The following is a 24,002-nucleotide window of genomic DNA, read 5'->3' as shown; positions in this document are numbered from 1 at the left end:
CCTCCGTCAGTCGGCGGGGATAAGCTCTTCCACAGGAACCGGGAGTACGTGAATTTCCTGCATCGGCCCGACGGAGGAATGCAAAACATGGCACCGCGAGCCTTCATCAGCTTCGAAATGGAAGATCGCTGGGCGCGGGATTTTCTGGTTCAGCACGCCAAAGACAAGAAGAACGATATCGAGTTCGTCGACTATTCGGTTCAGGATCCGTTCGACAGGGCCTGGAAGACTAAGTGCAAAGAACGTATCGCCCGTACGACAGGCACGATCGTCCTTGTCGGGCCGACAACGCACAAATCCGAGGCGGTGCTATGGGAGATCGCCGAGACAGCCCGACAGAATCACTACATGTTCGGGATCCAGATCAGCAAGGACCAGACTCACCCTAACCCGCTGGGCCTTCCTGCCACCAACGTAATCCGATGGGACTTCGACCAGATCGTCGCTTGGTTGAAGACTTGGACCTAAGGCCGTGACATCCAACTATCTGGAAGAGATTGCGGCGCGAATCCGGCGCGCAGTTCCAGAGTCCCGAATGCCGAGCGGCGATACGGCTGAGCTGTTCCGAATTTACGCCGTTCTTCTGTTAGCGCGCGGTCAAGAAGTCTCACCCGCCGATGTGCACAACGCTTGGGTGGCCTGGATGTCGGGTCTCGATAAGAGCCACGAGGCTCTCGTGCCCTACACGGACTTGGCAGCGGACGTAGCAGCGCAGGACCGGCCATACGTGGAGGCCATACGAGCGGTCGCCAGGGCCATGCCGGGGAAGCCCTGATGGGTGGGATTTTTCGATGGCTGCGCTCGGGTGAAGATACCGACGAATCCGATCAGGAGAAGCAGGACCGGCTAACCGCCGCGAAGTCTGCTCTCGCCTTTCCTCCCGAAAACGCGCCTCAATACTTCGAACTCTACAAGTTGATGGTACAGAGCAGTGAGGCCCTGGTCTCGCGTCGAGGATCGGCGAACACCTACTTCGTTACACTGAACGGCGCCTTGGCCACAGCAGTCGGTCTTATCTTGCAACGCGGCGAGGGGGCGGTATTGGCCGCCGCGTCCATACTGGTGCTGTCCATTGTCGGAGCTGCGGTATGCATCGTTTGGCGGCTTCTGCTGATCAGCTTCGGCCAACTAAACCGCGGCAAGTTCGTGGTGATTAATAGCATGGAGGAACACCTAGCAGCGGCGATCTACAGGGCCGAGTGGATTGCTCTCGGAAAGGGTGAGAAACCCTCCCTGTATAAATCGTTCACCGAACGGGAGGCGCTGGTTCCTATCGCACTCGCCGTCGTCTGGGGGTTCGCCGTGATCGGAAGTCTGATGGTGATGGCAGTTGCATGACGTCTGGCTCGCGGGTTGGACGAAACGCGCCCCAAGTCTGCCGACTCGCTCTCAGCCTGTTGACGACAACCGATGCTAGTCACTCAGTGAGTCACTCAGTGACGACGACGCCCTCACCGACGGATCGGGGAGGGCCGTTCACCTGGGCTTTTCGGGGCGGAGCTGAGGGGACTCGAACCCCTGTGCGTCATCACCAACGGCGACAGCTACCGGATGCGCGAAGCCCGAACCGCCGTCACACCGGCAGCGGGAAGGAGCCGCCAAGCGAGCTGATCAACCGCGAGGGGTGGGGACTTTTAGTTGGCCACCAGTGGGGACCGCGAACTGGCCGTTGACAAGTTGCCCTGGTGATGCCCGAAGGCCCGCACGATCGCCGAGACGACGAGCCCGGCGACGCAGGCGATCGGACCCCCAGGTGAGGAGAGCTCCGACCATCTCCTGCAGGACGTCAAGGCCTGGCAGTCCGTTGTTGTTCGGCGTGGTCCCGGGGTCACCAGCCCGGCGCTGCACCCGGCTCTTCCCTTCGGCTGCGCCAGCCACGCATAGGTCGCCCACGTCATCGCGTCACCCCTGAGTGCGGCGCCCACGCGATCCGCGGGCGCTCACCTCAATGAGGGTGTGAAGGCCCACCTATTCGGGCGCTGCTGCAGTCCACTCTCGGGATACTCCGAAGGCCGGCCACCGGAGGTTCGTTGGAGCAAGATGCCTAGACAGGCGAGGATCGGTTTCGAGAGCGTCCCACGAACCGGTGTCGTCAAGAACCGTGCCAAGGGTCCATTACTCGAAGGTCCTCGCCAAGGAGGTGCCGCAGCTCCGATCCTGCCTCACCAGGATCCGGGATCATTTCGACACCGCTGACCACGATCAGCTCCTGGGTGGCTTCGTCGCCGCAGGCGTATGCGTTGTCTATCCACCTCATGATGCTGGCGGCCATCGCCGGTTGACTCGACCAGTTAGCAGCTGCAAAGCGGATTACATCGGACAGCAGCAAATGCGGCAGGACCTCACCGTCGTTGGCTTCGAGATGGTCCTCCAGAATCGGCAGTAGCTGCGGGTGGTGGTAAACCAGCGCACACGCAAAGGAGACCGTCGTCGCGCTCATGAGTTGAGCGCCGATCGCAGTTCGTCCGCCAAGCTCTCTGCTACGCGCCGGTCGTGGAGACCAGCGTTCGGATTTCTGTCCAGCCATTTCTCCAAGCCCCGAAGTGACTCCCTTCCTTTTGTGGCGTGGAACTTGCCGCCGACCGAATTGCCGGTGGCTCGTTCATGCCGAATCGCGTCCATCGTTGTGCCGTCGCCCACGCGATTCGGGCTCGTCGTGCCCTTATAGAGGTTGTTGACGATGTTCTGAAGCCTGTCACTGGAAACTGACGGCGTGGGGAGGACGTCGCAGTTGTGGTGGATGAGCAGCCCCCGTCGCCTGGTCCACCTGCAGTTTGAGCTTGGGGTTCGGACCACCTGTCTCGGTGGTCGGTTCGGGCAAGATCGAACTGGTCCACGTCGGGTGGTGGTAGGCACTCTCAGCCACCCCCACCACTGCACTCGTCGCGACCCTGGTTCCGCATCATCTTCGCGTAGGCGGCTGGGGTCTTGCCACCTAGCGAGCGGTGCGGCCGGCGGGTGTTGTACTTCTCGAGCCATTCGTCCACGACGACCTGGACCTCGAGCACCGAGTGGTAGACCTCGTGGCCAAACACCTCGGTCTCCATCGAGCCGTTGAACCGTTCGCAATAGCCGTTCTGCTGCGGGCTGGCCTTGGCAATGAACACCCCGCGGACCCCCTGCTCAGCGAGCCAGTCCTGCAGGCGGTCGGCGATGAACTCCCGCCCGTTGTCGGCGCGGATGATCCGTGGCTTGCCGTGCGCGGCGAACACGGCCTCCAGGTGCTTCTGGACCTGTTGAGCGCCGATCGCCCGGGCGGCGAAGGACCCGACACCGATGCGGGTGAACTCGTCCATGACGTTGAGCACCCGCACCGGCCGGCCGTCACTGGTCCTGCGCTTGATGAAGTCATAGGACCAGATGTGGTTCTGATACCGGGGCGGCAGGCGCCAGATGCTGTTCTCGTCGTTCCCGATCGCCTTCTGGCCATGAGGTTTCGGGCGCCGTGGGGGCAGCTGGAGCCGCTCGGCCCGCCATAACCTTTCGATGCGCTTTTTGTTGACCGGCCAGCCCTCCTCCACGAGCAGGGCGTGGATCATCCGGTAGCCCCATTTGGGGTTCTCCTCAGCCAGCACGATCATCCGATCGACCAGCTTGAGCTCGAAGTCCTCGGGCACCGCGACGTAGCGATTGGACGACCTGTGCTGCCCGACCAGCCGGCAAGCGCGCCGCTCACTCACCTTGTACCGCTTCATCAGGTGCGCGACCGCGTCCCGCCGCCGGGCCGGGCTTAGAAGTTTCCCTTGCTCAAGTCCCGGAGCATCGAGATGTCCAAAGCCTGCTCGGCGACGATGCGTTTGAGCCTGGCGTTCTCCTGCTCCAGCTGCTTGAGCCGGATCGCCTCGTCTTCCTTCAGCGCCCCGTACTTGGTCCGCCACCGGTAGAACGTCTGCTCGCTGCAGCCGAGCTTCTTACAGACCTGCGGGATCGTCGCGCCCTGGCCCTGGAGGCGCTCGGCCTCTCTCAACTTCGCGACAATCTGCTCCGCCGTCAGTCTCTTAGCCGCGGCCATTTACCTCACACCGGTCCTCTCACTTGTCGACACACTCTCAAGTGAGATGGACCAGATATCGGGGGGCCGCACAGGCCGAAATTCATGTCGACGCTGGGGCCAGATCACTTGACTAGACGCAGACCCCCACCCAACCTCGACGCCCTGCGCAACCCTCTCCCTCGCGCTGTCGGTCAGCACCGGACGCGCTCGTCTTCGACCCCGAAGAACGCGACCCCGACGACGACCTACTCCTGCAATTCGAAGCCACCAACCGCCTCGACGAAGAAGGCAAGACCCTCGTCAAAGCCCTCCTCGAAGCCGTCCTGCTCCGCCACGAAGCATGCCGCTGGAGCCAAGTCGCCGGCTAAACCGAACGCGGCGAGAAGATCCGCATGCCAGCCAGAGCTGCGGGAGCAAACTCCCGACTCAGGGAGCCCGGCAGATACCCATGGCATCGCTCACCTGATCGTCTATCGTCCGAAAGCTATGCAGCGCGTGGTCGCCCACCGGCTCGACCGGGCCGGGCAGCTCCCGGCCGTGCTCGTCGAAATAGCGGCCCCGGCTGGCGCTGAGGAAGCAGTGCCGTGGAAGCACCTCGGCAGCCTCCAGCGGCAGGTTGGCCAGGGTTTGGAAGTACCCCATCGACCACGGTCGCTGGTTTGTCATGATCGGCGACACCAACAACCGGTCGGGCCGCATCGCCGCCCGATCTGGCAAGTCCACCGTCACTGAACGTCCGCGGTAGATGTAGATCAGGTTCGCCGGGTCCGCACCGGCAGCCAGAGTCCACTGCGCCTGTGTCGAGACGACCCGCCCGAACAGGAAGCTCTCGTCGGGAAGTTGCATCGCGAACACGTCGCCCGGCTGCGGTTTCTTCCTGCTGGGCTTGAGCACTCTCAGGTTCGTCTGGGCCGCGGTCATCAATACCCGTTCCGTGTGAGCCAGTCCTCGCCCCACCTGACGGCATCGTCGTAGTAGGAGTGGGCGGGCGAGATGCTGTTGCGGACGTTCTCGAAGCCGGGATTGCGCACCATCAGCGCCTGTTCGATCGCGCGAGCCTCGCCCCGGGTCACCGGGGACGTGGTGAGCGGATCGAGAGCGAACCGATCACCATGCTGGGCCTGCCGTCGTTTCAGGTTGTTCGTGATCCCGGCGTAAACGTTCTTGCCATCACGTACACCGAAGTACACGTGCACGTCCGCCGTGCCACCGGTCAGCGCCTTCGGCAGGCCAGGTGCAACGCGGGTTGCGGTTTCTGCGGCTTTCGATGCGCGCCACGCGGAACCTGCGCGAGCTACGGCTCCGGCTCCGGCGCGAATGGCGCCCGCTCCGCCTAGGGCGAGCGAGCCGACCTGGCCGATTGTGGAGCCTGCGCTGCCTTGCGTTCCGTGGAAGAAGCCGTAGAGGGCGCCTGTGGTGTCGAGTTCGGGGATCGCGACGCCGCACAGGTTCAGGTATTGGCTCGAGCCGGTGACCGCGCAGGCCGCGTTTTCGATCTGGGTAGCGGCTGCGTTGACGCCGAGATCGAGCAGTTGCGTACCCGCGGAACCAACGCCCGCCGCGATCTCGCCGAGCTGATCCACGCCAGGGCTGTAGGCGTCTTTGGCGAATCCGCCGGCAGCGCCGAGCACGTCACCCACTGACGGCAGGCCGAACCTGCTCCTGCTTTTGCTGACCGGAGCGGCCTGCGCGGGCTCGGGGCTGATGGGGTTGCCGGTGGTGAGTCCTTGCATGCCGCACCAGGGGTCGGCACCGCAGTCCCAAGCAATCATCCCGGTGGGGTCCGCGAAGGAGATTGGGTTGTTGTCGGCGTAGCCGTAGGGGTTGACCTGGATCGGGTCGGCCGGGTCGAGGATCGGGTCGACGGACAGGAAGCGTCCGAGGGTGGGGTCGTAGTCGCGGGCGCCGACGCGGAGCAGGTCGGTGGCGGTGTCGGTGGTGGATCCGACAAACCCGCGGGTGCTGGCCCAGCCGGCGGGCGGATCGATCCCGGTGGGGCCGTTGGTGCTGCGGCCGGCGCCGTAGGGCAGGGTGCGGCGGCTGGTGACCTGGCTGCTGGCGGTCTTGATCGCATGCTGGGCGGTGTTCTGCGGGTCGGTGAGCAGGATGTCCGCGTCGGTCATCTTGTTGCCGTAGCGGACCGCGACGCTCTGGCCGCCGAGGGCGTAGTGCCGCTGCCAGCTGCCCGCGGTCGCGGCCGAGTTCACGGTGATCTCGGTGTCGCCGAGGTAGAGCGTCGTCCCGGTCGGGTCGCGTTTGATCAGGCGCTGCCCGTCCGCGGTGTAGAGGTGGCGGGCCAGTTCCCCGCCGGTCCCGGTGACCTTCTCCAGCCGTCCCTCGATGTCCCAGTCCAGGTTCTGGGTGGTTCCGTTGAGCGTTCGCGTGGTGGTGTTGCCAGCGGGGTCGTAGGCGAAGGCGCCGCTGCGGGCGCCGTCGAGTCCGGTGAGTTGGTGCGGCCCGGGATCGGGCTCGGGCGCGGGTTCGGCGAGGGTGCCCGCGTAGCTGTAGGTGGTGGTGGCCGGGGCGGCGCCGTTGGCGTAGCGGGTTTCGCTGGTGCGGTTGCCGAGCCGGTCGAAGGTCCAGCTGAACCCGTAGGGCGCGATCCCGCCCAGGGCCGGGCTCGGGTTCGCGGACGGGTCCGGAGCCGCGGCGCACCCACCCGCGGACGGGGTCCAGGCGGCGGTGAGTTGGCGGTAGGCGTCGTAGTCGAAGCAGCGGGTTTCGGTCCCGAGCAGCCCGGCGGTGGCGATCGTGGTCGGGTTGCCGGCCGGGTCGTAGCCGTAGGTGAGGGTTTCCAGGGCGCTGGCGTCGATTTCGCGGTCGATGCGGGTCTGGTTCAGCCGGCGGGTGCCGGGCTGGTAGGTGAAGCGCTGCCAGACCTCGCGGCGGAAGGTGTTTCCGTAGGAGTAGCGCAGCACCTCACCGAAGGCGTTGCGCACGGTGTCCGCCACGTAGGCGCCGGCACCGGCCAGCGCTTGCGGGCGGCCGTACTCGTCGTAGAAATGCCGCAGCTTCTCCGACTCGATCCGCGCGAACGAGGGCCCGTACCCCCCGAGCGTCGTCGACGCCAGGGACCCGTCCCCGTTGTAGGCGCTGCCGGTGACGTAGGTCCCGGCCAGCGCCTCGGGGATCAAATCAGCGACCTCGGGAATGGTCGTGGTGACCTCGGTCGGGCGGGCCAGCGCGTCGTAGCCGGTGACCTGCTGCACCACCTGCTTCAACCCCGTGCCGCCAGTGCCGCCGGTGCCGTCGTTGATGTACCGGATGGAGGCGTCCGGCAGCCCTGGGCGGGGGTTGCCGGCGATGACGGGGTCGTAGGTCCATTCGGCGAGCTTGTTGCCCGGGGCCTCGGATCCCGCGTAGCGGACGCGCTGGCGGTCGAGGTTGTCGTAGCTGTAGGTGAGCACCTGACCGCGGGCGTCGGTGACCGACGCGAGCTGCCCGGTCTTGGTGTAGGTGCGGGTGGTGGTCCCGGCGTCCGGGTCAGCGGCGATGAGCTGACGGCCCATCAGGTCGTAGGACCAGGTCCAGGTGTTACGCCCCACGCCGGGAGCAGTGCCGGGGTCGGTCATCGAGGCGAGCTGCCCGGCCGGGGTCCAGGTGTAGTCGGTGCGCCGCGAGTCGCTTCCCTCGCCGTGCTGGATCAGTGCAGCGGTGCGCCCGCGGGCGTCGGAGATCGTGGTCGTCTTGACCGCCCCGTCGGGCGGGGTGACCACGACCCGGTCGCCGCGATACTCGGTCTCGGTGTCCCAGGTGATGTCGGGGTCTTCTTCGGGGCCGGCGGCGAAGGTTTCCTGGGTGGGGCGCCCGACACCGTCGTAGACGGTGGTCGTGATCGCCGGCGGGGCGCTGGTGGCGGCCCAGTAGGCCTCCCCGGTGGGCGCACCGGTGGTGAAGGCGGGCGCGGTGGCGATGACGGGCAGGCCGCGGGTGTCGTACCCAGTGGAGGTGACCACGCGCCCGTCCCGCAGGTCGCCTTCCTCCTCCCGGCCCGGCGTCTGGGTCTGCACGGGACGGCGCAGGTCGTCATGCAGCACGATCGAGCTCAGGACGGTCCGGACCCCGAGATCGTCATCAAGACGCGTACGGGTGGTGACCGCCTCCGGCCCAGCGGCGGTGTCGTCGTAGGCGTACTGCACATCAGCGCCGGCAAGATTCGCGGTCACCGCGCGGTTGTTGCGCCACACGCCGACCAGGCGCCCGAGCGCGTCGTAGGCGCCCCGGGTGCTCACCCCGGCCGGGTCGGTGGCGGCCAGGGTCAGCCCCCGGCGGGGGTCGAGCACAGTCGTGCTGACGTGCGGGGCCTGGGGGCCACCGCCCAGGCCGGCGCCGTCGGGGTCCGGGCTGGTGACCGTGACCGCGGTGACCGGACCGGTGGCCGGGGTGTAGGCGGTGGTGGTGACGCGCCCGAGCGCGTCGGTGCTGGTCAGCGCCCTGCCGTAGGCGTCGTAACTCGCTTCGCCGGTGACGACCTGCTCGGCCGGGGTGCCGTAGCCGGTAGAGGTCTCGACCTGCTCGGTGCGGGTGACCAGGCCCCGGGTCGGGGCGGCCGTCGGGGTGGTGGCGCCGTCGTAGAAGGAGCGGGTCTCGGACACCAGGGCGGCCGCGATCCCGGCCGAGCTGGTGCAGTCGGCCCGGGACAGGGTGCGCGCGATCGCGACCCGGTCCAGGATCCACGGCCCGTCCTTGCCCAACGAGGGTCTGGCGTAGGTGAGTGCGGTGCACAGGTCGTCGGCCGGCCCGACCGCGGTGGCGAGGTCGCCAAGGTTCTGATTGACCGTCAGGAAGCCGTAGGCGTCGTAGGTGAAGGTCGCCTTGGTGCGCCGCGGCTCCGCCTGGCCGGTGATGGTGGTCCGACCGTGCACCGTGGCTGGGGCGGCGAAACTCGGGGTGCGCTGCGCCGCGCCCGGGTCGGACAACCACGGCACGGTGATCGTCGCCGATACCTCGTTGGCCCGGACGTCGGCCGGGTCGATGAGGCCGTTGAAGACCTGGGTCTCGCGCACCGTTCCGGCCAGGCGCCAGTGGTCCTCGATGCCGGTGTTCTCGGTGTCGTCGAAGGTGGTGTGGCGCCGGTCGTCGCTGCTGGCGTTCTTCCGGTCGTGCCACATGCCCTGGTAGTACGTGGTCCGCGTTCGTTGCTGCGTTTGCGTGCCCTCGCCACCCTCGCCGACGGTGGTGGTGACGGTGCGGAAGCCGCGCCAGTCGTTCCAGGTCCGGTCCTCGGTGCGCACGAACGGGGTGCGGTCATAGGCCCAGGCGGCGCCGTCGAAGGAGTAGCGGGTGACCACGCGCGCCGACGCGCCACCCAGGGCTGCGGCGAATCCGGAGTTGTCGGAGCGGATGACCTCGCGCACGACGTACTTGTGGAACCAGTGCGGCTTGGCGTCTTCGTCATACGGCTGACCGGGTGGGGTGTACTTGGCCGGGAAACACAGCGAGGTGTTCTGCCACGGGTTGACGTCCTTGATCGCGGCGGTGCACTCGGGGGCCTTGTAGGTGAAGGCCACCTGCCCGCCGGTCTCGTCCACCACCGTGGTCAGGCGGTGCCGGCTCAACCCGGACGCTCCATCGCCGATGGTGTCGATCCGGTTCTCCATCGCGACGCTGTCGAACTGGATCGGCGGCCGGGTCACGTCGACGTCGTCGTGCCCATGGGTGTTCGTGGTGTTCCCCAGCGCCGTCCGCGTCAGCGTGGCAGGAAAGAGCACGCCGCGGTTGGTGTAGGTGAACACCCACCGGTCCACGTCCTGCAGGGCCCCGCCCACGCTCGGGCGGGACCGGGTCGTGACCTCGTTCAGACGCTTGCGGGTGAAGAACGTCGCCACATTGTTCAAACACGTCCCCCCGGCACTGCACAACTGGTCGGCCGGCAGGTCGCCCCACCACTCCTTGTGCTCAGTGATGTCGCCAGCCACGCAGGTCGCGCCCGGGTCGTCGGGGACGCGGCAGCGCTCGGCGACGGTGAAGGCCACCTGCGCAAGCGGGTTTCCCGGATCGGCGACGGCCCCGCCCGCAGGTGCGCCCTGAACCCGCAGGCCGTAGTCGATCCGGGTCAGGAATCCGCCGCGCTGGTACTGCGTGCGCGTGCCGGCGCTGTCATGGTCGTAATCGGTGCCGCGGTTGTAGTGGTTGTTCTCCGCCGTCCAGACGTAGGTGGCGGCATTGCCGGTCAGGTCGCGGACGTGGTCAAGGTTCCAGCGCCAGGCCTGCTGCCGGTACGAGCCGGCAAAGTCGCCGCCCTGATAGCCGGGTTCGCCCGGGTGGTTGCCGTAGACCGGGACGGTCCAGGTCGAGTCGGTGTCGATTCCGGCCGCGGTCGACAGGTTCTCGGCGCCGAAGTAGTACGCCAGCCCGTCGGGGGTGGACACCACCCAGTACTCGCCGTTGTCATCCCCGTTCTCGGCCCCGGTGTGCCGGGTGATGCGGGTGCCGTCGTCGAAGACCTTGCGCCAGTACTGCTTGGCCTCGTCGTAGACGATCTCCGAGGTCCCCCCGCCGAAGGACAGGGTGGCGTTCAGGCTCTTCCAGCACAGGTCGCCCGTGGGTGCGACCCCGCCCGGTTCGCCGACGGCGGGGTTGTTCGGTGCCTGCCCGCCCTGCAGGCCTTGGTCATCGATGCAGGGCCGGTACTTGCGTTCGATGAATCCCGGGGCCAGGTCGAAACCGTCCCCGACCCAGGAGGCCTGGTTGTTCCGTCCCGAGGTCCGCCCGTCGACGGCTTGGGAGTTGTAGCCGAGCACCACTCGCGGGACCAGCCCACCCGGCACCGGCGGGGCCGGGAACGGGTGTGACCACATGGCGGCGCCGGACTGCCCACCCGCGGTCCAGGTCGCCGATTCCGACAACGGCGTGGCTGCCCAGTCATCGGTCTCCGCCGCCGCCTCCGCCTGCACCGCGAACACAGCGCCCTCGCCGGTGGCGGCCGATCTCGCGTCGGTGCGGGGCGTGCGGGCGCTCAATGTCCCGCTATTGACGTGCCCCGCCGCCGGATCGGCCACCGTTCCCTCGGGGGTGACAGGGTCGCCGCCCGCGTCAGGGCCGGCGAGGTCGAGCACGGCCGTGACGGTGCCGGCGTCGGCGTCATTCGTGGTCGGCAGCGGCCGGCCCGCGGTGCACTGCGGCTGCTCCGGCGTGGTGAGCACACACGCCGGGTAAACGAACGCGCGTAAGCGCTGACCCCATCCCCCGCCGTAGGCACCGGCGAAGTCCGTGTACTTCACCCGCACCGCGACTGGCCCGGCCGAACTCGCCCCCGCCGGGCGCACATGCACCAACAACCCAGGGATGCCGGCCGCCTCCGAAGAACTCCGGTCTGCGACGGCAACCGTGACCGCTGCCGGGGCGCGACGGCCCCGCGCCGCGGGGGCGCCGGTCTTGCGGGCCGCCTTGCTGTCCGGGTCACCCACCCAGACCGGCCAGTCGCCCGCTCGCGTGAATGCGGGCCCCGGCGGTGTGGGCGCGTCCGAGTTCTTCGCATCCTCCTGGGTCTTACTGCTGGTGTCCGCACCGGCATCCGCCTCGGGGACGGTGACCTGGCGTTGCCCCGGTTGCGGCCACGTGGTCCGTGGTGCCGGGTCCGCGACCGGGCGGATGACCGGTGCCTTACCGGTGACGCTCTTGCCCTTGGCCGGGGTGGTGCGCTGCACCGCCGGTGCGTCGCGGCCCGGCTTGTCCTCCTCCAGAACGGCGCGGGCCGGGTCGGTGAGGGTGGCGAACAGCGCGAGCGCGAGCGCGGCTGCACCGACCCGGGCCGCGCCCGAGGTCGCCGCCGTGCCGATCCTGCTCATCCTGGCTCTCCCCACTTACCCGGTCGCGATGACGCTCAGTCAGAACTGCGTGATGCTGAAGTGCCTGCTCATAGTGGCCGACGTTCGCTGGCGATGCGGATGACCTGGCCGCGGTCGAGGATGCCGGGGAACACGCGCACGTCATCGATCCCGCCGCGCCAAAACCCCTCAGGGGAGCCGACCGTGCGTCCGATAAGCAACCCCGGCCGGTTCAGGAACACCGTTTCGGGCAGGCGGGGGTCACCGACCGCGGCGACCTTGCGTCCGTTGACCCACAGGCTGATCTCGGGCGGTCCGAGATCTGACTCGTCGGAGGACCGATCATCGAACATGGCGACCAGGTGCACCCAGTGGCCCGTGACGCTCTGACCGTCCGGGCCGGTAGCCGGGACGCTGATCTGATACGAGTCGGGCGGTGGCGTCGTTGGCGGCGGCAATAGCTGCGGCTCGGACGGTCCGGCGTAGTCGACCAGTCTTCGGTCGTCCGGGTCCGCCAGCGGCACCACACCGGTCGGCGTCCTGACCCGGAAGATCCAGTTTCCGTTGCTGTAACCCAGACCCATGACGGCCGCGTTCGCGGCCGGGCCTGCGGCGTCACCCTGCGAACTTGCCACCCACGCGTCCTGGCCGGTGTCATCCAGTCGGACCCAGGCCGAGAGCGCGAAGTCTCGGTCGGTGCGCAGATCGAACCCCTCAGCCGTCGGGGCGCCGGCAACGCTGTTACCGGTAGCGGCCCAGTCGTTGCCGTCCAGGTTCAAGGCCCGGTCGGACCCGTCGAGCTCCATGGCAGTGTCGTCGCGCCATCCCGGGCTGCCGTAGAAGGTCAGCGGATAGGTCTTTGCCGGGTTCCCGCCGTGCTCGCCGGAGTCGGCGCCGTCACCGTCGAGGTTCCACTTATGAGCCAGCCGCGAGCTCTCGACCCGGACGTCCGCCACCCTCGGCGCGGACACGTTGCCAGCTTTGTCCAGGGCGTAGGCGGTGAACCAACCCGGCCCGAAAGTGGCCGGGGTCGGGGTTACGGTCTTGAGCGCGCCGCCGCTCGTAGCGACCTTGGTGACCGGGGTGTCGGTGTTGATCCCGTACTGGAATGCGACCACATCCGACCCACCGCTCATCGTGAACGAGCAGGCGTGCCCGATCACGCACTTCTGCGCAGGGTTCGCCTCGGCCGGGGTCGTCACCGTGGGCGCCGCCGGGGCTTGGGTGTCGACGCGGAAGTTCAACACCGCAGGGGTCTTGGACTCGATCGTGGCCTCGCCGGCCTCGGAATCCAGCCCGTACGCGCGCAGCTGATACACTCCGCCGTTTTGCAGCCCCGCCGTAGCGGGAACGGTGCGGGAGGACCACTGCGGGGCGGTGCCCTCGTTGACCTTGTACTCCCAGCGCTTGGTGGCGCCCTGCCAGATCTCGAACCGGGAATGCACCGGTCCGGCGTTGGGGTTGGTGAACAACGCCACCACCGCCGGCGTGGTGCGCCGCGTGTACCAGCCCTCGGCTCCCCAGTTGTTCGAGTGCGTGATCGACAGGTTCGTCGGGGTGGCCGGATAGTCCCGGTAGTCCACCCGAAGCGCGGGACGCAGTCCGCCGTTGTTGTAGACCCGCCAACCGTTGCGGTTGGTCTCATCCTCTGAGCGAATCCGCAGGTTCAGCGTTCCGATGCCGGTCTCGAGGGCGCCCGCGAGGCTACCCAGGCTCCACTCTTGATTCTTGGTTCCCGAGCAGTAGCTGTCGTGCCCCATGGCCTGGTTGTTTGCCGCCAGCAGCCCACCTATCGCGCCCGGCTGATTCGCCCACGTCGTCGTGGTCGTGAACCCGTCGCTACGGTGAATCTCGACCTTCGGGCCGTAATAGTCCAGGCTGCAGTCCTGGTTGACCGTGTGGTCGAGTTTGTGCGTGAGCTGGACGGAGTCGATCTTCTTTCCAGTCAGCGTCGACGTGCTGAACCGGTAGAACACCCGCGACTTCTTCGTCGCCGACGACCACCCGTCGTAACCCACCCGCGGGTCCTGCGTCGTGCTGTTGAACCACTGCTGCCCGTTCGACCAAACCATCGCCCACGCCGGCTGACGGTCGTTGTCCGGGTACGCCTGCCAGACCGGGTCCAAGACCAGCGGATAAACCGTCGAAGCATCGGTGAGGAGTGTTCCGGGGCGTAACGTGATCGTCTTCGCCGTCGCTTCCACCGCGATCGGTCGCGGCGGGCGGTTCCCGCGCGGGGACAATGGTGCCGCCGCTGCTGCCTCCTCACGGGTCGCCCCACCCGGGATCTTCCGGCCGCCCGGGCCGGACATCTCCGGGCCCGCCATACCCGGGTCTTTGCCCGGCCCCTTGGCGGTGCTCCGGGCGCTGTCGGACTCCGATTCGGACTCGACATCAGTCGCGGTTCCGGCCAAGCCGGCTGAATCCCAAGCCATCGCGGGCTCGGCGCGGAAGACCGGGCCACGGTCGTTGCGGACGGTGATCTCCCCGTCCTCCCCGCTGGTGACCTGCGCGCCCGAGACATTGAGGTCGAACGTGATGGCCCGCAGCCTCGGATTGCGGGCCGCGGCGGCGTCGTGGATGACCAGATAGGTACTCAGCCCGAGCTCGGTCGCTTTCGCAACCAGGTCCACGCCCGGCTCCACCGACCGGTACACCGCGACCGACCCGGACAGCACCGGGGCAGGCAACGAGCCCCGCCAGCCCAACTGCAGCGACCCGCCCGCGTGCGACATCCGGGCCAGACCAGCCCCGTCGCCCCCGCCCGAAAAGCTCATCGGCACCGGCGCCACCGCGGGCCCGACCGACCCGTCCGGCCGCGCCACGATCGTCAAATCGACCGGGTCCCAGCCCCCCTTGGTGTTCTTCACCCGCGCCGGGTACAGCGAGAGCTCGGCCGAGAATGCCCCGCTGGGCGTCGCCATGACCACACGGCGTTCGTCGGTTAGCGCCGTGGCCTCGACCGGCGCGCCGCGCTCGGCGGCCAGCTGGGCCGCCTCCCGCTCCGACAGCGGCCCCGGGTCCTCCCCATCCGGCTCTGGAGCCCGTTCGGAACCCTCCGAAGTGAGCCGCGCCGCGATCTCGGCCGGGGCCCCCAACGTCGCGAAACCGAGCGCCGCGGCCGCAAGCACCGCCACCGCAGGCATGAGCCCGATTCCGAACCGACCCTGACCGGGCACACCACGCCCACCCCGCCGAGCCCGCCCGCTCATCCGCTCCCCGCTCACTCGACGGTGACGAACCAGTCACGCGCGGTCATCTTGGAACACCGACCCCGGAACAGGCAAGTAGCCCGCGGAAGAACAACTCATGGCAACCCGGAAGGCGCGGTCGGGCTCGCCTCGCGCTGAGCGAACTGTAATGTGGGCACGACGGCGTATTGATGGGTCGTCAGAATCCTTCCGCTAATCAATCCCCGATTGACGGCGTTGCGGACCCGGTGATGTCCCGCCTTGCTCCCCCGCGTTGACCACCGCTCGCAGCAGTCGTCAAGCATTGAGCCGGACGTGGCGGCGACTCTGGGCGTGGGCCCACAGCAGACCGCCTGCGGGGCCACGGGTCCGCGGCACGATCTGGTGACAGGTCGGGTCATGCGCCGGGAACGGTCGCGTTCGTAGTGTGCGTGAGACCTCTTGCGCAACTCGCACAGTAGCCAGATGCAGGTCCGCAAGTGCCGCCAGCCCGGCGCGGATCAGCACGCGCTGCCACGGTCGAGGGGCGCCATGCCTAACCGGCGCGCCATCTTCGCCTCGAACGTGCCGGTCCGATCGTAAGGGGCCCGGATGGTGACTTCACCGACCTCGATGCGGACTACCTTCGGGCTCGCCCCGTTCCGTTTTTCCCGGCCGATCAGGTCAGCCTCGGCGCGATTCGTGTTCGGCATCACCGAGGTGAGCTGCCACCTCGCCTTCGAGCGCATTCTGCGCCGCCGGCGAACCTGCACCACCGCACTCCTAATTCGGCCCCCGCCGTCCGCGGCCGCCCGCCCGGGTTTTGCTGCCCAAGCCAGAGGTTGCTGGTAGTGCTCAGTGGTCGGCGGTCTACTGATTTTCTGCTGACTCGAGCTCGAAGATCTGACTATGCGTCACCGCGAGTGGCATGCCGTATACCTCAGCCATCGTCTTTAGTCGTCTGATCGGAGGCGTCGGACCCAGTCCTCCTGATGTTCCGTGACGTCCAGATCGAGGTTTGTCGACGGCTCCAGCCCGCTGCGTCGGGCAGCCATTTCACCAGCGAGCTTGTGGATCTCCTTGGTCAACACGTGCAGGGACCCATCTGGTAGTCCGTGCGCCAGCTCATAGTCAGTCATATCGACGGTGTATCGCAAAGTGGGCACGGGCCGACCATCGGGCCCGTTGGCGTCGACCGTGACGGTGTAGGCCTTCGGCACGCTGATGTCGCTGAGCAGATTGAAGCTTCTCCCCACCACCCAACGCAGCTCACGTCCGGGTGGCATTGATGGGATGCCATCCCGCAGACGTCCCTCCACTGGGGCGAGGCTGCGCAGACCGGGCTCCTCCTGCAAAGCCGGCTCGAAGGTAACTCGGACGTTCGTCGCGACCGTGGGGCCCTCGTTTCGCAACACGAGCCGAAGCAGGACCCCCTGGGCCATGTCGGGGCGAACGTCCACCCACACATAAGGGAGCGTTGCGTCCTCCGCGAGCTTCCGGTGCAACCGGGTCTGCTCTTCGGCTTGTTCGGCTTGCCGCTTGGCGTACTCGGCTTGGTCTCTAGCCGTACCGGCCTCGCGCGTTGCCACGATCGCCTGCCACACGGTGACGGTCAGCGCGACCAGCGCAACGATTGCAGCGGCCACGGACACCCAGTCCGCGTCAATGCCCAGAAAGGTGTTGTCCTCGAGAGCGATCTGCACCATGCCGCGAAAGTAAGACGTAGGAATGAATGCTCAAGGTCGGCGCGCCGGAGGTCCTTGGCAGACCGAAACCGTCTCGGACCCATGCGACCATCCGATTACAAAGTTCCGTCACAAGCGGTCACTAGCGTCGATTGCGGTCCGCCGCGGTCCGGCGATCTGCCTGCTGACCTGGGTGTTCGTTCCGCTGACGTCGAGCGAGATCCAGCGGCGTCCGGTGAGAATGGGCGGGCGATGTGACATCGGCCTGACATCGGGAAACGCGACGTTGCCCGCCCGCTCCGCCCGGCCTTGCAAAATCGCCGCGGCTTGTCCATGTGCGTCCACCGCGTCAGCCGGACCGCGCCTCCAGTGTGCTCACGTGCGACACAGTCCGCCGGGGCCCGGCCTGTAGGCAACCGCTTGGCAACCGTTCAGCTAGTGCGGGGACGAGTCCGCGCAGTTAGCTTGGCCCTTATTGCGTCGGGCCCTCGACCGGTGCGACGCCCTGGTTGAGGCCCTTTGCGTAATCCTCGTCGGCCCTCTTCGCCAGTTCGGCATCCTTCTCCAGGTCGGCTTCACTCATGGGGTGGCAGCTCGGATCCGGCTCGCCTTTGGGCGCCGGCGTGGGCTCGGGTGCACCCTTCGGCCGACCGAAGCCGAAGTCGTCACCACAGCTGAGGGCGATCAGTCCCTCCGCGTCTTTGTGGAACGCGGACATGGGGTAGTTCCCCGGGCCGCAGGCGTCCGGCCCGGTTACCTGCTGGCCGTCGGTGGACGGAACACAGCCAACCGAGTTCTTCTTGCCCGGCGTCGGCGACGGGTCGTCCTGGGTGGCGGCGACGGCGACACCGGCGCCGCTCAGCACGACGATCGCCGCAGCGGCGATCCACATCCTCATCGGTCCACCCCCTCGCGGGGCGCTGTCAATCGTCTGTCCACAGGTTCCCTCCATGGATCCCAGTACGCAAGGTCGGCCAGGGCGCTCGCGCTGCCAGTGAACAAGACCAGCGCGCGCACCGCGCCGTGTTACGCCCTTCGCTGTACGCGCGCTGGGCCGCTTCCTCATCAGGCCGGTTCCGTCCTCACGGCTAGGTGACCGCGAGCAAGCGTGCAGTCCATAGGCGTCCGGGGTCGATGTCATTCGACCCCGGGACGTTGCCGTCAGGGTTGCCGTCACCTCGGCGCTCAGACCGTTCTTGCGCCCAGATGTCGAAGTCGCAACGCTCACCGCACCGCACGACGTCGCCCGTTCGAGACCCCGGATGCGCCTCCGTAATCGCAGCTAATTGCACGGCTGGAGGGCTGCTCGAGGTTGCGGGATGGACCTGGTCGGCCCGGGCCGATCAGGAACTAGGGTTCTGACGTGTCCGAGCCTGGGTCCCCGATCTGCCGGCGATGCGGCCGCGCCGTCGTCACCTACGCGGCCGACTACAGCATCTTTGAGGGGATGCACTACGTCTGCTTCCACTACGAGTTCGAGCACGAGCTGGGGGCCGCTGCCGACCCCGATGTCGACTGCGGCGTTCCCGGCTGCCCTTCCGGACCGCTCCCGACGAAGGCTCCGAGCGAGGTGGCGGAAGGTTTGCTCCGAGAGATCGCGGAACTGCTCCGCGATCCCCACTCGGCGTCCGGGCGCGAGGCGACAATGGAAAGGCCAGGCGTCCTAATCGTGCACGGCGCCGAGGGCGGCGTGCGACTCCTGGCGTTCGACGTTCCGCCGCAGACATAGCTTGCGGCGCGGTGGTCGCCCGCGCTGATCGGCTGCTTAGAGAAGGCAAGCTCCGGGCACTGGGTCTGAGCTGCAAGTTGGGGCCCCGCCGGTCGTGGACTTGCTCACCCCGCGGGTGTCCGTAAGTGACCCGTCGATTCGCGCCAAGGTCGTTGGCCGCCCACTCCACGCTCGGGGCGCGTGTCTGATACGCACGCGACTTCGACAACCCCTCAGCCGAGCGAGCGCACCGCAGACAACGGAAACCACTTGGGTCGTTATGAGAGTCAGCTCGGCTTGTGCCGACGGTGCGACTTAGCGAACGGCACGTCGCCGAGGCTTACGAGGGGTGCAAAGACAGCGAGGTAGTTCCGCTCGAGTAAGAGTGTTGCGAACGCCTCGGGGCCGGTCCGGACCCGCCAGCCGTGCGCGGGGATGTTGCCAGTTATCGATCCCCACCGGATGTGATCTGGGAAGCCCTTGCCGCCCAGAAGCATCAGCTCCACCTCAGGCCGCCCCCACCGCGGCCATCGCGTCCAAGTGGCCTCTTCGGTCCCAGGGCTGACGCGCAACCGACCGCGGCGTGAATGCTCTCCGTCGAACCTCAGGTGCGCCCGGAACTGGACCGTCTCCCCGGCGAGGAATCGCCGGGCCTTGCGTTTGGCCCGACCACGTGCGACGCCCACGGCGATTCCCTCACCGATCATTCCGCCGATCAGGGCGCCGGCTAGGTCGTCGAGCACCACTCCAGGCTAGGCCGACAGACGTCCCTACTCGTTGCGGCGGGCATCAGGTCGCCGAGGCGACCTCGGAAGCGGCGCTGCCCGGATGCAGAGTGACGGGACCGCGACCGCCGACGGCGGAGGTGGGGAGCAGTTCCATGCCATCTACAGAAACTGGTGCAACTACCTGTGAGAACCACAAGTCAGGTCCCGGTTGGCCTGTCCTCCGGCGTGCGTGATTGTGCCGGGTCGGACGGGGCGATTGTCACTCAGTTCGTCACTCAGCCCGTGAACCGAAATTGCTCGCCCACGTGGGCCCGGCGGTGCGACAACATTGGCAAATGAGCGAGTTGCCGGTATTCCGCTACCACCCCGATCCCGTCGGCACCGGGTCGATCGAGGCCACCGAGGACACCTGCGAGTTCTGCGACCTCCCGCGGGGTTGGCGGTACACGGCGAACATCTACGCCGAAGAGGAGTTCGAGACGGTGTGCCCGTGGTGCATCGCCGACGGCCCCTCGCCATGCACGACGCATCCCTGACCGACGCCTACGGGGCGCCGGCCGGGGTCGCGCGGGAGATCGTCGACACGATCACCGTGCGCACGCCGGGCTTCTCGGGTTGGCAGCAGGAGCGGTGGCTATACCACTGCAATGACGCGGCAGCGTTCCTCGGCGTCGTCGGATGGGCGCAGGTCGCGGATCTGCCGGACGCGGTGCAGTCGCTCCGCGCGGACATTGCCGGGACGGGCTGGTCGGAGCAGCAGCTCGACGGCTATCTACACGCGTTGAGCGCCGACGGCCAACCGGCTGCGTACCTTTTCCGGTGCCTGCACTGCGGCGAGCACCTCGCCTACTCGGACTTCACCTAATCGGCGCGGAGGGTCAGCGGGACTCGCCGTCGATCCGCCGGCGCAAACCTCGGAGCGCGAACATCCGCGAAACCTCCGGGAACAGAAGACGCGTGATGCACGAGGGCAGCGGCCTAGGAGATCGGTCTTCTAACGCGATTTTCCCGGGAGGTTGTCGAGTTCCCTCGCGAGCTGATCGGGGGCACCGACGGCGTCCAAGGTCACGCCGCCGAAGCGCACGAGCACCCTCACGCCGGCAGTGTCGATGCTCGATCCTGGGGGCACCGAGATGGGCCGCGGAGAGGAGCCGCGGAACACGCAGACATCGACGAGGTCGTCGGACCTGATCGTGGGCGAGGCTGTCTGGGCGGGCCCGGCCGCGCCGTGGCGGACGACGAGCCACGCGCGAAGACCTTTCCCCGTCGTCCTCTCTGCTCGCACGAGCTCGACCCGGTCGCCAAGTCCGATCGCCTCTGAGTGAGAGGCGGCCTCGTTGCATGCGATTGTGGGCGTGAGTTCCAACCGCAAGTTCGCGTCATCGTTTGAGCAGGCGGCGCTGCCGAGTAGGAGCATTGCGAGCGGCAGGGCGAGCTTCGGGGTCGAAGCTCTAACCGCTGTCACCTTCCGCGCCCCACGATCCGCTGCGCTACTCACGACTGCACGCCAGCTCGTCGAGCCTGACGTTCCTGACCTTCCTGAATCTCGCGTTCGGGGTAGGCGCTCGCGTCGATGAGCAGGCGGTTGCCCAGCGGCTCGGGCAACTCCAGGACGTAAGGGGTGGGCGGGTGGCCGGGGCAGGTCTGGCCGCCCTGCTGCGTCGCAACGCCGATCGCCACGCGCACCTTGTCAGCAGACAGCTCCAGAACCGGGACGCGAACCCGGCCTGTGGCCTGTTGACCGCTGGCGCACGCACGCTCGTCGACGAGCAGCCGGACGACCCGGTCGCCAGGCTGCGGCAGCGCACTCGGGTCGAGCGTGATTGTCGCGTCGTTCAGCCCCTCGAAGGCTCGCTTGAGCACACACGACGTCGCGCCACCGAAGTACATCCAGTCCGTCGTGGCTCCTGGAGCGTCCGCAACGTACTCCCAGGACGCGAAGTCGTAAGTGACCTCCGTCGACGGCTGACCCTCCCCGCGAACGTGTTCTCGGATGATTGACACGCGCTCGGGTTCGTCATCCACGATCCAGTAGTCGCCGAGGTCGCCGATGTCTCCCGGCTTGAACTTGTAGAGGACACGCTTAGGTGCGCTCTCCGCGCTCGTCGCGGGCCTCGGGTTCGTCAAGCGGTCAAGCGGAACCTCATCGTTCCCACATCTGAGCACGGTGTCCGCGCGGAGCGACGGTTCTGTGGTCGGGGAACTAACCCCTCCGGCCGCAACCTGCGAGCTCGATTCCGCGCCGCACCCGGTCGCCGCAGCCAAACCGAGCAATGTCAGCACGATCTCCGTCCGCACAAACGCCTCCCGGTTTCGCCAACCGATCCTTATCGAAGACGCGTGGGCGCCCATGAACGTTCACTTCGCCAGGCGCGGATCAGGTCTTCCTGCGCGGTCAGCTCCGGCAATCCGAAGGGGGATGTCCCCTGTACAGCCGCCCCATCGGTCCTCCTCGGGAGTAGTCCTCCAAAGGAGTGCGCCTCGAGCGACCTAACTCCGCTGACGAGCGCCGCCCGGAGGGCAAACCGAAAGATGCCAGACGAGGCGATGCTGAGGCTCCGCTTGACCCATGCGCGGCTTCTCGTGCTCAACCACCTCCAGGGTGCGCAGAATCGGCAAGGCGACGTTGGCGTCACTCGGGGGTCGGTTGAGCGTGAGCTCGAGTTCCGGCGCACCGCCAGCCGCTGGCAGCGTCTGAAGCGGATCCGCAAGAATCTGCCAACCCCGTAAGCGCTGGCCGCGACTGGCGGTCGCACGTCTTCCTCTACAGAGCGGGCTCGGCGAATCACGCCTCACAGGAACAGCGTCAAGTCGCACTGGCCCGTGAATAACCGGAACCAGACGCGCGGCAGCGTCCGGGCGCAGCCTGGACGGTCTCTCAGCGGTGGTGCTGCCGCCGGTCCGTTCTCGTCCGCCGCCGCCCCGGGATGTCCTTGATGGTGTGTCAGCTCGCGGGCTGAAGTGAGACGGAGTGGCCGAGGCGTTCGAGCTGCGCCACCAGCCGGCGGGTCTGGACCTGCGGGTCGACGGGCCGGGTGAAGTAGTCCGACCCGAGGTCGCGGTAGGGCTCATCACGTTCGAGCATGTAGTAGGCCGAGACCACCATCGAGTGCGCGACGGCCATGATCGCCCGCTTGATGCCACGGCGCGGGGCCAGGTGACGGAACTGCGCGCCCAGATAGTTGGTCTTCATCCGGGAAGCGGATCCAGCCGCCTCGACCATCGCCGAGCACAACCACTTGTTGCCCTTGCGCGATCCCATCGACCAGGACCTCCCGGCGGACTCGTGCACCGAGGGCGCGACCCCGACCCAGGCCGCCAGATGCGCCGCGCTCGGGAAGCGGGACATGTCCGCGCCTGTCTCGGCGATGAAGATCTGCGCGGTCTTGGGCCCGATCCCCGGCATCGTCTGCAGCAGTTCGTACTCGTGCTGCCAGGGTGCGATCTCGGCCAAGATCTGCGCGTCGGCCTGGGCGAGGGAGGCCTCGGCCTGGCGCAGCCGTTCGAGCATCCCGCCGATCAGGAGCGCGTGATGGTCATCGAAGTGCCCGGTCAGTGACTCGGTCAGGGCCGGGATCTTGACCCGCAGCCGTTTCTGCGCCAGATCCGCCAGGACCGCCGGGTCCCGCTCCCCAGCCACTAGCGCGTCGAGCATGTCCCGCGCCGAGACCCCGGCGATATTTGAGACCACCGCGGAGAGCTTGATCGAGGCATCCTCGAGCAACTTTTCCACCCGGGTGGCTTCCCGGGTTCGGTCGCCCGTCAACTGCAGGCGGTAGCGGGTCAGGTTCCGCAAGCGGCGGATCTCCGGGGGCGGAACGAACGACGGGGAGACCAGCCCGTGCTCGACCAGGCGCGCGATCCACTCCGAGTCCCGGACATCGGACTTGCGTCCGGGCACGGCCTTGATGTGGGCGGCGTTGAGCAGCCAGGTCTCGGTGTGTTCTTCCAGGCAGTAGAACACCGGCTTCCAATACGTCGCGGTCGATTCCATCGCCGCCAGCTCCACCCCGCACTCATCCAGCCACTCCGCCATCCGCTGGATCTGACGGGTCATCGTCGAATAGGTGCGGGTCTCACTGACGCGCCGGGCACCCGTCCCCGGCACCCGCACGCACACCGTCACCGAGTCCTTGCCGATGTCCAGTCCGGCGACCCGGTCCACCACCACGTCCACGCCGTTCACCTCCACCGAGGTTCCGACGGCCGCGCCGGCCGGCGCGGTCGGCGTGCCGCCCGCAGGGCCCTCTGCGAATGGACACAGGCCCGCGTGCTCGATGGCAACAATCCGACGCACCCGAGGACCCCACGCCATACTCGCTCTGCGGGCTCGAACCACAGCACCAGAGTGCAGCGACGTCGCCGGGCGACACCCCGCCATGATCGCCCCGACCGCCACCACCAGCGACCCGCAGCTGACCGCCAATTCTCAGGCCCCGACACAGGCGATCGAAGAGCGCCAAACGATTACTGGTCCTGAATGACACCGACCACCGCGCAGCAGCCAGAGCGCGCCCGAAGGGTGCGCTGACGCCGCATCAGGCGCGATTCCAGCGTGACCCAGGGCGGGCTCCGCCGTGTTCGCGCTGCGCGCGGACAGGGCGGAGCGTGCCGTCCGGTAGCGACCTCAGCCAGTGGATACAGGTCCACGCGCTCTATGGCAGCAATCCGGCTCACCCAACGGTCGCCGCGCTCACACTCATCTGCGAGCTGTACCCGCAGCATCAAAGTAATGACGACGTCCACCGGACGGCACACGCGCATTCAATCCCTACGGCCAAGCGATCGCAAGATCGCCAGCGAGCCACTCCTCTTGCTCGTGCCGAGCCGGGGCCTGCGGCGGCCGCGAATCTGGCGTTGAACGCGCACACAGGACAACGTGCGACGAGCGCGGCGAAACTCGACCGGACAGGTTACGTATGCCCAAGTCACCCACATAGAGGGTGAC

At 67.5% G+C, this 24,002-nt stretch carries 19 protein-coding genes; 6 read left to right on the top strand and 13 right to left on the bottom strand.

Annotated elements, in window-relative coordinates:
• The first annotated feature begins 48 nt into the window (after window positions 1-48).
• Genes SPOPO_RS0117575 through SPOPO_RS30290 form a run of 3 tightly spaced genes read left to right on the top strand, consistent with a single transcriptional unit; the run spans window position 49 to window position 1,338 of the window.
• Window positions 49-468: a TIR domain-containing protein gene (locus SPOPO_RS0117575; RefSeq protein WP_211210914.1), complete on the top strand. Its 420-nt coding sequence runs from the start codon at window positions 49-51 to the stop codon at window positions 466-468.
• 4 nt (window positions 469-472) lie between these two features.
• Entirely contained in the window at window positions 473-775 is a 303-nt protein-coding gene (locus SPOPO_RS36175) for a DUF7701 domain-containing protein (protein WP_028984872.1), read from the top strand.
• The gene (locus SPOPO_RS30290; RefSeq protein ID WP_019876261.1) at window positions 775-1,338 is read left to right on the top strand and encodes a RipA family octameric membrane protein; all 564 of its coding nucleotides are present in this window, start codon (window positions 775-777) and stop codon (window positions 1,336-1,338) included. Before SPOPO_RS36175 ends, SPOPO_RS30290 begins: the two co-directional genes overlap by 1 nt.
• A 754-nt stretch (window positions 1,339-2,092) precedes the next feature.
• On the opposite strand, the gene SPOPO_RS0117560 is transcribed toward SPOPO_RS30290, so the two are convergent.
• The 9 genes from SPOPO_RS0117560 to SPOPO_RS0117515 all read right to left on the bottom strand — a co-directional run bounded on the left by SPOPO_RS0117560 (window position 2,093) and on the right by SPOPO_RS0117515 (window position 17,516).
• Entirely contained in the window at window positions 2,093-2,440 is a 348-nt protein-coding gene (locus tag SPOPO_RS0117560) for a DUF7674 family protein (RefSeq protein ID WP_019876260.1), read from the bottom strand.
• A gap of 418 nt (window positions 2,441-2,858) precedes the next feature.
• Window positions 2,859-3,695 (bottom strand): IS3 family transposase, encoded by an 837-nt coding sequence (locus SPOPO_RS30285; RefSeq protein WP_019876259.1) that lies wholly within the window; start codon window positions 3,693-3,695, stop codon window positions 2,859-2,861.
• 35 nt (window positions 3,696-3,730) lie between these two features.
• Window positions 3,731-4,012, bottom strand: a complete 282-nt coding sequence (locus SPOPO_RS0117550) for a transposase (RefSeq protein ID WP_019876258.1) — start codon at window positions 4,010-4,012, stop codon at window positions 3,731-3,733.
• Window positions 4,013-4,420: 408 nt separating this feature from the next.
• Complete coding sequence (locus tag SPOPO_RS0117540) at window positions 4,421-4,915, bottom strand: Imm26 family immunity protein (protein WP_019876256.1); 495 nt, start codon at window positions 4,913-4,915, stop codon at window positions 4,421-4,423.
• On the bottom strand, window positions 4,915-11,784 hold the full coding sequence (locus SPOPO_RS0117535; RefSeq protein WP_019876255.1) for an RHS repeat-associated core domain-containing protein: 6,870 nt from the start codon (window positions 11,782-11,784) through the stop codon (window positions 4,915-4,917). The genes SPOPO_RS0117540 and SPOPO_RS0117535 overlap by 1 nt, the downstream gene beginning before the upstream one ends.
• 68 nt (window positions 11,785-11,852) lie before the next feature.
• Window positions 11,853-14,909 (bottom strand): LamG-like jellyroll fold domain-containing protein, encoded by a 3,057-nt coding sequence (locus tag SPOPO_RS0117530; RefSeq protein WP_169577216.1) that lies wholly within the window; start codon window positions 14,907-14,909, stop codon window positions 11,853-11,855.
• 545 nt (window positions 14,910-15,454) lie between these two features.
• Window positions 15,455-15,709: a transposase gene (locus SPOPO_RS0117525; RefSeq protein ID WP_156869990.1), complete on the bottom strand. Its 255-nt coding sequence runs from the start codon at window positions 15,707-15,709 to the stop codon at window positions 15,455-15,457.
• A gap of 177 nt (window positions 15,710-15,886) precedes the next feature.
• Entirely contained in the window at window positions 15,887-16,639 is a 753-nt protein-coding gene (locus SPOPO_RS0117520) for a COG1361 family protein (RefSeq protein ID WP_019876251.1), read from the bottom strand.
• Window positions 16,640-17,090: 451 nt separating this feature from the next.
• Window positions 17,091-17,516: a hypothetical protein gene (locus tag SPOPO_RS0117515; RefSeq protein WP_156869988.1), complete on the bottom strand. Its 426-nt coding sequence runs from the start codon at window positions 17,514-17,516 to the stop codon at window positions 17,091-17,093.
• A 465-nt stretch (window positions 17,517-17,981) separates the two neighbouring features.
• Here SPOPO_RS0117515 and SPOPO_RS0117510 point away from each other — a divergent pair, with 465 nt between their 5' ends.
• Entirely contained in the window at window positions 17,982-18,347 is a 366-nt protein-coding gene (locus tag SPOPO_RS0117510; protein WP_019876249.1) for a hypothetical protein, read from the top strand.
• Between the two features lie 266 nt (window positions 18,348-18,613).
• On the opposite strand, the gene SPOPO_RS0117505 is transcribed toward SPOPO_RS0117510, so the two are convergent.
• Window positions 18,614-19,069, bottom strand: coding sequence for a hypothetical protein (locus SPOPO_RS0117505; RefSeq protein ID WP_156869986.1), 456 nt, complete (start codon window positions 19,067-19,069; stop codon window positions 18,614-18,616).
• Window positions 19,070-19,389: 320 nt separating this feature from the next.
• Between SPOPO_RS0117505 and SPOPO_RS35915 the strand changes: the two genes are divergently transcribed.
• Together SPOPO_RS35915 and SPOPO_RS32030 are read left to right on the top strand one after the other, a co-directional pair.
• A complete protein-coding gene (locus tag SPOPO_RS35915; RefSeq protein WP_281168175.1) occupies window positions 19,390-19,590 on the top strand; it encodes a CbrC family protein in 201 nt (66 codons plus the stop codon).
• On the top strand, window positions 19,572-19,919 hold the full coding sequence (locus tag SPOPO_RS32030; RefSeq protein ID WP_281168174.1) for a CbrC family protein: 348 nt from the start codon (window positions 19,572-19,574) through the stop codon (window positions 19,917-19,919). Before SPOPO_RS35915 ends, SPOPO_RS32030 begins: the two co-directional genes overlap by 19 nt.
• A gap of 129 nt (window positions 19,920-20,048) precedes the next feature.
• Here SPOPO_RS32030 and SPOPO_RS0117490 read toward each other — a convergent pair whose 3' ends face one another.
• The 3 genes from SPOPO_RS0117490 to SPOPO_RS0117475 all read right to left on the bottom strand — a co-directional run bounded on the left by SPOPO_RS0117490 (window position 20,049) and on the right by SPOPO_RS0117475 (window position 23,231).
• The gene (locus SPOPO_RS0117490) at window positions 20,049-20,552 is read right to left on the bottom strand and encodes a hypothetical protein (protein ID WP_156869984.1); all 504 of its coding nucleotides are present in this window, start codon (window positions 20,550-20,552) and stop codon (window positions 20,049-20,051) included.
• Window positions 20,549-21,352, bottom strand: coding sequence for a hypothetical protein (locus tag SPOPO_RS0117485; RefSeq protein WP_019876245.1), 804 nt, complete (start codon window positions 21,350-21,352; stop codon window positions 20,549-20,551). The genes SPOPO_RS0117490 and SPOPO_RS0117485 overlap by 4 nt, the downstream gene beginning before the upstream one ends.
• A 646-nt stretch (window positions 21,353-21,998) precedes the next feature.
• Window positions 21,999-23,231 carry an IS110 family RNA-guided transposase gene (locus SPOPO_RS0117475; protein ID WP_028984871.1) on the bottom strand — a complete coding sequence of 411 codons (1,233 nt, stop codon included), beginning with the start codon at window positions 23,229-23,231 and terminating at the stop codon, window positions 21,999-22,001.
• Window positions 23,232-24,002: the final 771 nt, after the last annotated feature.

This window comes from Sporichthya polymorpha DSM 43042 (assembly GCF_000384115.1).
Classification (GTDB): domain Bacteria; phylum Actinomycetota; class Actinomycetes; order Sporichthyales; family Sporichthyaceae; genus Sporichthya; species Sporichthya polymorpha.
The sequence above is the reverse complement of the archived record's forward strand: the minus strand, read 5'-3'. Positions and strand labels throughout refer to the sequence as shown.

Bases quoted from the DNA above. Each gene is read 5' to 3' on its own strand.
- SPOPO_RS0117560 (WP_019876260.1), bottom strand. From the start codon at position 2,440: ATGAGCGCGACGACGGTCTCCTTTGCGTGTGCGCTGGTTTACCACCAC.
- SPOPO_RS35915 (WP_281168175.1), top strand. From the start codon at position 19,390: ATGAGCGAGTTGCCGGTATTCCGCTACCACCCCGATCCCGTCGGCACC.
- SPOPO_RS0117535 (WP_019876255.1), bottom strand. From the start codon at position 11,784: ATGAGCAGGATCGGCACGGCGGCGACCTCGGGCGCGGCCCGGGTCGGT.
- SPOPO_RS0117515 (WP_156869988.1), bottom strand. From the start codon at position 17,516: ATGAGGATGTGGATCGCCGCTGCGGCGATCGTCGTGCTGAGCGGCGCC.
- SPOPO_RS0117550 (WP_019876258.1), bottom strand. From the start codon at position 4,012: ATGGCCGCGGCTAAGAGACTGACGGCGGAGCAGATTGTCGCGAAGTTG.
- SPOPO_RS32030 (WP_281168174.1), top strand. From the start codon at position 19,572: ATGCACGACGCATCCCTGACCGACGCCTACGGGGCGCCGGCCGGGGTC.
- SPOPO_RS30285 (WP_019876259.1), bottom strand. From the start codon at position 3,695: ATGAAGCGGTACAAGGTGAGTGAGCGGCGCGCTTGCCGGCTGGTCGGG.
- SPOPO_RS30290 (WP_019876261.1), top strand. From the start codon at position 775: ATGGGTGGGATTTTTCGATGGCTGCGCTCGGGTGAAGATACCGACGAA.
- SPOPO_RS0117520 (WP_019876251.1), bottom strand. From the start codon at position 16,639: ATGGTGCAGATCGCTCTCGAGGACAACACCTTTCTGGGCATTGACGCG.
- SPOPO_RS0117540 (WP_019876256.1), bottom strand. From the start codon at position 4,915: ATGACCGCGGCCCAGACGAACCTGAGAGTGCTCAAGCCCAGCAGGAAG.
- SPOPO_RS0117530 (WP_169577216.1), bottom strand. From the start codon at position 14,909: ATGCCTGCGGTGGCGGTGCTTGCGGCCGCGGCGCTCGGTTTCGCGACG.